We start from the raw sequence: 8,576 nt of genomic DNA on the forward strand, positions 1-8,576 counted from the left end.
GTTTCGAGACGTAACAACTTGGCTTTATGCAAGCATTTTCCCGACCATAAGATGAAAAACCGCTCGTCGATCGGACAATAACCTGCACTCAACGGCACGGCTCGCGCAGGGATTGACCTTTCTTGACGCTCGCCGGGGGCGCTCCTAAACTGGCCGCACTCTGGTGCCCGCGCACGCTTTTCGGCGCGCGCAGTTAAACGGGAAGCAGGGCGCGCGCGGGGTTCGACACCGGCACGCGCGAACCTGCGCTGCCCCCGCAACGGTAAGCGACCGCATCTCGTCATGCAGGTCGGTCCTGATTGCAGGTCGAAGCTGAACCTGCAAGTGTGTCACTGCGCGTCACGCGTGGGAAGGCGGGGCCGATGTGTCGCAGCCCGGATACCGGCCAGAGGGAGAGGACGTCCCCCGCGAAAACGTTAAACATCGGGGGCGCCTCGTTACGCGGCGGCCTGCGGGGAAGCGGGCTGCGCACGCTATCCACAGGACTCTCACCCATGCTGTCCCCCTTCGCCCGCGCGGCGCTGCTCGCGTTCGCGGGTCTGCCGCCCGTCGTGCATGCGCAGACTGCCGGGACCACGGCTGCCGCGTCGGCGGCGTCTTCCGTGCCGGCCGATGTTGCATCGCCCGTTGCTTCGCCGGCTGCTTCGTCGGCCGCATCATCGGCTTCAGCTTCGAGCGCGTCCGCCGATGCGAATACCGATGCCGATGCGAACCCCCGCGCGAACCCGCCGGCCACCGTACTCTCGCCAGTCGTCGTGACCGCCGAACGCGGACCGCAGGCACTCGCCGATACGATCCCGCCGACCACGCTGTTCGATCAGCAGGACATTGCCGACACGACCGCGACCGATCTGCCCGGCCTGCTGCAACTCGCGCCCGGCGCGCAAATCTCGCGTACAGGTGGCCCCGGTTCGACGACGAGCCTCTTTTTGCGCGGCGCGTCGTCGACGCAATCGCTGGTGCTGATCGACGGCGTGCGCGTCGATTCGGTGAGCCTCGGTTCCGCGCAACTCGCGCAGATTCCGCTCGACCAGGTCGATCACGTCGAGGTCGTGAACGGCAATGTCTCGGCGTTGTACGGCTCGGGTGCGATTGGCGGCGTCGTGCAGGTGTTCACGAAAGATGGCGGCGATCATCCGCCGCGCTTCAATTTTTCGCTGGGCTACGGCAGTTATCACACGCAGACGCAAACCGTCGGCGTCAATGGCGCGCTCGATCAGGACGGCCGCACGACCTTCAGCATCTCGCTCGCGCGCACCAAAACCGATGGCTTTTCCTCGCTCGATCCGCTGCAAGCGCCCGGCGCGAATCCGAACGCGAACGGCAATCTGAACGAGAGCCTCTCGGCATCGCTGCGTCACAAGTTCAGCGACAGGTGGGACGCCGGCGTCACCTATTTCCAGTCGAACGGCAACAACAGCTACGACAACGCCTATGGCGAGCCGACCGATCTGAACAACCTCTATAGCAAGGTGCGCCAGCTCTCGGTGTTCGCGAACGGCAAGCTGACCGACTGGTGGACCACGCATTTCACGGTTGCCGAGGGCGACGACCGCAGCGTGTCGAATACCAACGGCATCGACAACGGCCGCTTCGATACCGACAATCGCCAGTACACCTGGCAGAACGATTTCGCGCTGGCCGCAAACCAGAAGCTGCAACTCGGCTACGAGCATCTCGATCAGAGCCTCGATTCCGATACGTTCGCGGCGCCCAACCGTCACGTCGATTCGGTATTCGCGGGCTATACCGCGCGCTTCGGCCGCAATCAGATTCAAGCTAACGTGCGGCGCGACCAGTACTCCGATTTCGGCGGGGCGAACAGTTACTATCTCGGCTATGGCTTCGACATCACCTCGCACTGGAAGGCAACCGCAAGCTATTCGGACGCGTTCCGCGCGCTGAGCTTCGACGATCTGTACTATCCGTTGAGCGGTAATCCGTCGATCCGGCCCGAGCGCAGTCATTCGGTCGAAGCGGGTTTGCAGTACGCATCGAACCTGCTCGGCGTGGTGCGTGTCAGTGCCTTTCAGACGCGCTATACGAATCTGATCGATTACGTGCAGACGATCCCCGGCATCTATCTGGCCGAGAACGTCGGGCACGCGAAAGTGCAGGGGCTCGAAGGATCGTGGAGCGGGCATGTCGGCAAGACCGACGTGCGCGCCTCGCTGACGCTGCAGAATCCCGTCGATCTCGACAACGACGTCGACCTCGTGCGGCGCGCGCGACGCTTCGGCTCGCTCGCGATCAATCGCAGCATCGGCGGCTGGCGCGTGGGCGGCGAGTGGATCGTGAGCGGTCCGCGCGCGGATAGCACCGGCAATCTGGGCGGCTACGGCATCGTGAATCTGTCGGCGCGCTACAACATCACGAAAGCGTGGTACGTGAGCGCGCAAATCGAGAATCTGCTGAACAAGGACTATGAAACGGCCTACTCGTATAACTCGCCGCGACGCGGTGCCTACGTCACGCTTGGCTGGCAGCAGCAGTAACGCACGCACCGGCGTGAGCGCGCGCGCATGAATCGCGCGCCGGGCTCGCTGCCGGCTGCCGGCCACGTCACGCCTACCATGCGCACGATGAACGCAAGGCGCGCGGCCGCGATCTGGCTCGGACTCGCGGTCATCGCCCTGGCCGTGCTGGTCGCGTCGCTCGCGCTCGGCAGCGTGCCGCTCGCGCCATCGCGCGTGCTGGCCGCGTTGATGCCGTGGCATGCCGGACCCGCGCGCGCCGACGACCTCGCCGGCGAGATCGTGCGTACGTTGCGCTTGCCGCGCGCGCTCGCGGGCTTCGCGTGCGGGGCGTTGCTCGCGCTCGCCGGCGCGCTGCTGCAGGTGCTGTTGCGCAATCCGCTGGCCGAGCCGTATGTGCTCGGCGTATCGGGCGGCGCGGCGACGTTCGCGCTCGTGGCGATGATCGCGGGCGGCGCATGGTGGATCGTCGATGCGAGTGCGTTCGCCGGTGCGTTGGTGTCGATCCTGCTCGTGCTTGGCCTCGCGCGGCGCGAGTTATGGCGCGGCGAACCGCAGGACACGTCGCCGCGGGTGCTCCTGACCGGTGCGGTGATCGCGGCGGGGTGGGGCGCGCTGATTACGCTGCTGCTCAATCTCGCGCCCGACAGCCGCTTGCGCGGCATGCTGTTCTGGCTGACCGGCGACCTCAACGGCGGCGCGCCGCCGTGGACCGCGCTCGTCGCGCTGCTGCTCGCGCTGCTTGTGATCGTGCCCGCCGCGCCGCGCCTGAACGTGCTGCTGCGCGGCGATGCGGCCGCGCAGGCGTTGGGTGTTGCGGTCATGCCCTTGCGTCTGCGCGTGTACCTGGTGGCCTCGCTTGCGGCTGCCGCCGCCGTGACGACGGCGGGCACGATCGGCTTCGTCGGCCTCGTGGTGCCGCACATGCTGCGGCTCGCGTTCGGCAACGATCAGCGCATGCTGTTGCCGGCGGCCGCGCTCGGCGGCGGCGTCGCGGTGATGGGCGCGGATCTCGTCGCGCGCACTGTGATTGCGCCCGCGCAGTTGCCGGTCGGCGTGATGACGTCGCTGGTCGGCGTGCCGGTGTTTCTCTGGATGCTGCTGAAGAGGCGTCCATGACACGCGCCCACGATACCGTCCCGGCTTCGGCGCTGAGCGCGCAACGCGTGACGTTGCGCGCCGGCGCGCGCACCTTGCTCGATGCGTTCACGCAGACCTTCCATGCCGGCGAAATCTGGTGCGTCGCCGGGCCGAACGGCGCGGGCAAGACAACGCTGCTGTCCACGCTCGCGGGGCTGCGGCCGGCGTCGGCGGGGCACGTCGAACTCGACGGCAGGCGTCTTGCCGACTGGCCGCCGTTGCCGCTCGCACGGCACCGCGCGTTGATGCCGCAAAGCGCGCACGATGCGTTCAGCGCCAGCGTGCTCGACATCGTGATGCTGAACCGCTTTCCGCATCTCGGCGGCTGGGGGTGGGAGCGCGACGCGGATCGCGCGGCCGCGCAGGCGGCGCTCGAACGGCTCGGCCTGGGCAGTTTCGCCGCGCGCGATGTGCTGTCGTTATCGGGCGGCGAGCGCCAACGTGTCGCGCTGGCGGCCGTGTTGTGCCAGGATGCGCCGCTTCTGCTGCTCGACGAACCGCTGTCGCATCTCGACCTGCATCATCAGATCGATTGCCTCGAAGCGCTCGTTGCATGGACGCAGGAACCGCGGCGCTGTGTGCTGTTTTCGTGTCACGATCTGAATCTCGCGCGCCGCTTCGCGACGCACGCATTGCTGCTCGATGGAGCAGGCGGCGCATGCGCCGGCCTGGTGCGCGACGTGTTGACGCCCGAATTGACGAGCCGCGCGTTCGGCTATCCGCTGATTCTGATTCGCGACGGTGAGCACGAGGCGCTGATTCCCGCGCCGCGCATGCGTCATGAATTGCGTGCCGATCATGACATTGCATCAGGCTGACTTTTTTATTCCGACATTCTTTTGCGGCGATTTCCGCTTATACCTATGACTCGCTTTCCACGCCCGGCCGGTTTGCCCAACGTCGCTCCGCTCGATCAGACGCTGCGCGCCGAGCTGCAACACATCATCGATACGCGGACCAAGCCGCCCGGCAGCCTCGGCCGTCTGGAAACGCTCGCGCGGCAGATGGGGCTGATTCAACGCAGCACGCATCCGACGGTCGAGCGCCCGGCCATGATCGTCTTCGCCGGCGATCACGGCATTGCCGCCGAAGGCGTGAGCCCGTATCCGCAAGCGGTGACCGCGCAGATGGTTGCCAATTTTCTCGCGGGCGGCGCGGCGATCAATGCGCTGAGCCGCGTCGCGGGCATCGAGCTCGAAGTGGTCAATGCGGGCATCGCGACGCCGTTGCCGTCGACGCAAGGGCTCGTCGACATTCCGGTCGCGCCGGGCACGCGCAACTTCGCGCACGAACCGGCGATGACCCAGGCCGAGGCGCTGGCCGCCTTGCAGGCGGGCGCGGCGCGCGTGCGTCATCACGCGGCGCTCGGCACCAATGTGATCGGCTTCGGCGAGATGGGGATCGCGAACACCTCGTCGGCCGCGTGTCTGATGAGCCGTTTATGCGATGTGCCGATCGACGAATGCGTCGGGCGCGGCACCGGTCTCGACAACGCGGGGCTCGCGCGCAAGCGCAACGTGCTCGCGGCGGCGCTTGCGCATCACGCGCCAACGCCGGCGCCGCTCGACGTGCTCGCGACGTTCGGCGGCTTCGAGATCGCGATGATGGCGGGCGCGTATCTCGCAGCCGCCGAAGCTCGCATGACGATTCTCGTCGACGGCTTCATCGCGACGTCGGCGCTGCTCGTTGCCGATGCGTTCGCACCCGAGGTGCGCGAGTACTGCGTGTTCGCGCATGCGTCGAACGAGGCCGGGCATCGGCGCATGCTCGATCATTTCGGCGCGCAGCCGCTGCTGTCGCTCGACATGCGGCTCGGCGAGGGCACCGGCGCGGCACTCGCGGTGCCGCTGCTGCGCGCGGCGACGGCCTTCGTCAACGAGATGGCGAGTTTCGACTCGGCCGGCGTGGCCGATCGCGAGGGATGATGTGTGACCTAAGGTGTGACCCAAGGCGTGACGTGACGCGAACCTCGCCCCGCTCATGAACCCGCTCGCGGAATTGCGCTACTTCTTCACGGCGCTCGGTTATTTCACGCGCGTGCCCGTGCCGCGCTGGGTCGGCTACGAGCCGCATTATCTGAATGCGGCGGCGCGCTACTTTCCGCTCGTCGGCGTATTGATCGGCGGCTTGAGCGCGCTCGTCTATCTCGCCGCGTTGCGCGTATTTCCGGCGGGCGTCGCGGTGCTGCTGTCGATGGCCGCGTCGCTGCTCGTCACGGGCGCGTTTCACGAAGACGGTCTCGCCGATTGCGTCGATGCGTTCGGTGGCGCCTATTCGCGCGAGGACGTGTTGCGCATCATGCACGACTCGCGCGTCGGCGCATTCGGTGCGATCGCGCTCGTCGTTGCGCTCGCGTTGAAGTGGCAAACGCTCGCGGCCTTGCCGCCGTCACGCGCGGCCGGTCTGATGATCGCGGCGCACGGCGCGAGCCGCGCGATGGCGATCAGCTATCTGGCCACGCTCGACTACGTGCGCGCCGAGGGCAAGGCGAAGCCGGTCGCACAGCGCCTGAGCGGCCCCGCGCTGATGTGCGCGGCGCTGTTCGGTCTGCCGTGGCTGCTGTGGCCGAACGGACGCGGCGCGCCCGACTGGCGTTTCGCGCTTGCGACATGCTGTGTGCTGCTCGTGCTGCGCGTGGCGATCGGCCGTTATTTCGTGAGACGCATCGGCGGCTATACCGGCGATTGCCTCGGCTTCGCGCAGCAGGTTTTCGAATTGAGCATCTATCTGGTGGGGCTCGCATGGATATCGTCCTGATTCGTCATCCCGCCGTCGCGCTCGATGCGGGCATCTGTTACGGACACAGCGATGTCGCGTTGGCCGAAAGCGCCGAGGTGTCGGCGAGCGCGCTCGCGCTGCGGCTCGCGACCTTGCAGGTGCCGGCGCCGCGCGTGCTGATCTCGAGTCCGCTCACGCGCTGCGCGGCGCTCGCCACCGAGATCGCCAACGACTTCGGCTGCGTGGTCAGCCATGACGAACGTCTGAAGGAAATGAATTTCGGCGCCTGGGAAACGCAGCGCTGGGACGCGATCGATCGCGCGCAGCTCGACGACTGGGCCGCCGATTTCGAGCATGCATGCGCGCATGGCGGCGAGAGCGTCGCGCAGTTCGCGCAGCGCGTGCATGCGTGGTTCGATGCGTTCGCGCAGACGCGCGAGTTGTCGCCGGCCTATGTGGTCACGCACGCGGGCGTGATTCGCGCGATCGCCTCGCAGGTGCTCGACGTGCCGCTCGCGCGTTGTCTGCACTGGGCGCTCGATATGACCGGCATCGTCTGGCTGCGGCGCAACGAGGCCGCGCAGCAGTGGGTGCTGGTGCGCTGGAATGCGTGAGGGGATTTACGGCGCGCGCGGTTTTCTGCGTGAGCGCGCGAGGTCGAGGTCCTCGCAGAGTTCTCGCGCGCCTTGCGCGATGCGCGGCGCCGGACGGTTGATCAGATCGCCGTCGATCGCGAAGAGGTTGTTGTTCGCGACCGCGGCAAGGCCCGGCCATGCGCGCCACGTGTCGAGTTGCGGCAGCGTCGTGTCGGGACGCGTCGCGCCCGGCGCGGCGGTGACGATCGCCTCGGGATTCGCCGCGAGCACCGCTTCGGTCGACACGGTCGGCACGAGCGGCTGCAATTGCGCGAAGACATTGCGTCCGCCGCACAGCGCGATCACGTCGCTGATCATGTGCTCGCCGTTGAGCGTCATCAACGGTTTGTCCCAGACCTGGTAGAACACGCTGACGACCGGCCGGCTCGCGTACTGCGCGCGCAGTCGCGCGATGTCGTCGCGATACGCGGCCGCCGCCGCATCGGCCGTCGCCGACGTGCCGAGCAATTGACCGAGCTTCGTCAGCGATACGGCGACGTCGTCGAGATGGCGCGGCTCGCTGAAAAAGAGCGGGATATGCAGTTCGCGCAGCCGGTCGAGCTGACGCTGCGCATTGCCGTGCCGCCACACGACGATCAGATCGGGCTTCAACGCGACGATGCGTTCGAGGTCGAGCGCTTTGTTGTCGCCGACGCGCGGCAGCTGCTTCGCCTCGGGCGGATAGTCGCTGTACGAAACCGCGCCGACCATTTTCGCGCCGCCGCCCGCCGCATACAGCAACTCGGTGACGTGCGGCGCGAGGCTGATGACGCGCTGCGCGGGCGCGGCGAGCGTGACGGTCGCGCCGCTATCGTCGGTGACGGTGATCGCCGCGTGCGCGGTCAGCGCGGCGAGGCCGAGCGATACGGCGGTGAGGAAACGAGCCACGTGGCGCGGGTGCGTAGAGCGGTGCAGCGGGCAAGCGAAGCGGATCATCGGGCGAGGACCTGGACGAGGCGTTGAGCGTGTGGCGCGTGTAGGGCGATAAGCGAGGCGCAGTGAGTGAAGGGCGGCATGAGGCTCGGTATGAAGCGCCGCATAAAGCTCGACATGAGGTACGACATGACGCTCGATTCAAAGCGCAGCACGCGTAGCGCGATGCGCGAAGGACGGCAGCAGGTTCGCGCGGCATCACCGTCTCCCATTTCCGTGTTACCCCGTTTGCGCTGCCCCGATGGCGCGCATCGCTTCATGCAACTGCTGTTCGAAGCGAGCCCACTCGGCTTCCGTTCCCGGCAGTCCGAAACGCACGCTGCCCTTGGGTGCAACGAGCGACGGCGCGAACCGCCGCGTCCACACACCGCGTTGCGCGAGCGCTTCGTGCAACGCGGCGGCACGCGCATCGTCGGTCCATGCGAAGAGCGGCGTGCCGCGCGTGGCGAAACCGTGCGAATGCAATAGCGCGCCGAGCCGCGCGCTTTCGCCGGCGAGCCGCGCACGCATCTGCGCCTGCCATGCGGTATCGGCGAACGCGGCGCTCACCGCATGACGCGCCGGACCGCTGACCGTCCACGCGCCGAGCCTGTCGCGCAGCGTGGCGAGCCACGCGGGCGCGGCGAGCACGAAACCGGCGCGCACGCCCGCGAGACCGAAGAACTTGCCGGGCGAG

At 67.4% G+C, this 8,576-nt stretch carries 8 protein-coding genes and 1 riboswitch; of the genes, 6 read left to right on the top strand and 2 right to left on the bottom strand.

Features of this window, described 5'->3' with window-relative positions; genetic code table 11:
* Positions 1-144: 144 nt before the first annotated feature.
* A riboswitch (cobalamin riboswitch) is annotated at positions 145-405 on the top strand.
* Between the two features lie 89 nt (positions 406-494).
* Genes G3N58_RS00775 through cobC form a run of 6 tightly spaced genes read left to right on the top strand, consistent with a single transcriptional unit; the run spans position 495 to position 6,946 of the window.
* On the top strand, positions 495-2,495 hold the full coding sequence (locus G3N58_RS00775; RefSeq protein WP_205998254.1) for a TonB-dependent receptor: 2,001 nt from the start codon (positions 495-497) through the stop codon (positions 2,493-2,495).
* Positions 2,496-2,522: 27 nt separating this feature from the next.
* The gene (locus G3N58_RS00780; protein WP_205998255.1) at positions 2,523-3,593 is read left to right on the top strand and encodes an iron ABC transporter permease; all 1,071 of its coding nucleotides are present in this window, start codon (positions 2,523-2,525) and stop codon (positions 3,591-3,593) included.
* The gene (locus G3N58_RS00785) at positions 3,590-4,432 is read left to right on the top strand and encodes an ABC transporter ATP-binding protein (protein ID WP_205998256.1); all 843 of its coding nucleotides are present in this window, start codon (positions 3,590-3,592) and stop codon (positions 4,430-4,432) included. The genes G3N58_RS00780 and G3N58_RS00785 overlap by 4 nt, the downstream gene beginning before the upstream one ends.
* 45 nt (positions 4,433-4,477) lie before the next feature.
* Positions 4,478-5,539 carry a nicotinate-nucleotide--dimethylbenzimidazole phosphoribosyltransferase gene (gene cobT, locus G3N58_RS00790; RefSeq protein WP_205998257.1) on the top strand — a complete coding sequence of 354 codons (1,062 nt, stop codon included), beginning with the start codon at positions 4,478-4,480 and terminating at the stop codon, positions 5,537-5,539.
* 55 nt (positions 5,540-5,594) lie between these two features.
* Positions 5,595-6,371 carry an adenosylcobinamide-GDP ribazoletransferase gene (locus G3N58_RS00795; RefSeq protein WP_167036578.1) on the top strand — a complete coding sequence of 259 codons (777 nt, stop codon included), beginning with the start codon at positions 5,595-5,597 and terminating at the stop codon, positions 6,369-6,371.
* Entirely contained in the window at positions 6,356-6,946 is a 591-nt protein-coding gene (cobC, locus tag G3N58_RS00800) for an alpha-ribazole phosphatase (protein ID WP_205998258.1), read from the top strand. Before G3N58_RS00795 ends, cobC begins: the two co-directional genes overlap by 16 nt.
* A 6-nt stretch (positions 6,947-6,952) precedes the next feature.
* Here the strand turns inward: cobC and G3N58_RS00805 are convergent, their stop codons facing one another.
* Both G3N58_RS00805 and G3N58_RS00810 read right to left on the bottom strand, forming a co-directional pair.
* Positions 6,953-7,903 (bottom strand): cobalamin-binding protein, encoded by a 951-nt coding sequence (locus G3N58_RS00805; protein ID WP_241016939.1) that lies wholly within the window; start codon positions 7,901-7,903, stop codon positions 6,953-6,955.
* 216 nt (positions 7,904-8,119) lie between these two features.
* Positions 8,120-8,576, bottom strand: a 457-nt coding sequence (locus G3N58_RS00810; RefSeq protein ID WP_205998260.1) for an aminotransferase class I/II-fold pyridoxal phosphate-dependent enzyme, incomplete at its 5' end; no start/stop codon positions are given.

Source organism: Paraburkholderia sp. Ac-20342 (genome assembly GCF_017104985.1).
GTDB lineage: Bacteria > Pseudomonadota > Gammaproteobacteria > Burkholderiales > Burkholderiaceae > Paraburkholderia.

Excerpts from the sequence above, each read along its gene's own strand:
- G3N58_RS00775 (WP_205998254.1), top strand. The coding sequence starts at position 495 with ATGCTGTCCCCCTTCGCCCGCGCGGCGCTGCTCGCGTTCGCGGGTCTG.
- G3N58_RS00780 (WP_205998255.1), top strand. The coding sequence starts at position 2,523 with ATGAATCGCGCGCCGGGCTCGCTGCCGGCTGCCGGCCACGTCACGCCT.
- G3N58_RS00785 (WP_205998256.1), top strand. The coding sequence starts at position 3,590 with ATGACACGCGCCCACGATACCGTCCCGGCTTCGGCGCTGAGCGCGCAA.
- cobT (WP_205998257.1), top strand. The coding sequence starts at position 4,478 with ATGACTCGCTTTCCACGCCCGGCCGGTTTGCCCAACGTCGCTCCGCTC.
- G3N58_RS00795 (WP_167036578.1), top strand. The coding sequence starts at position 5,595 with ATGAACCCGCTCGCGGAATTGCGCTACTTCTTCACGGCGCTCGGTTAT.
- cobC (WP_205998258.1), top strand. The coding sequence starts at position 6,356 with ATGGATATCGTCCTGATTCGTCATCCCGCCGTCGCGCTCGATGCGGGC.
- G3N58_RS00805 (WP_241016939.1), bottom strand. The coding sequence starts at position 7,903 with ATGATCCGCTTCGCTTGCCCGCTGCACCGCTCTACGCACCCGCGCCAC.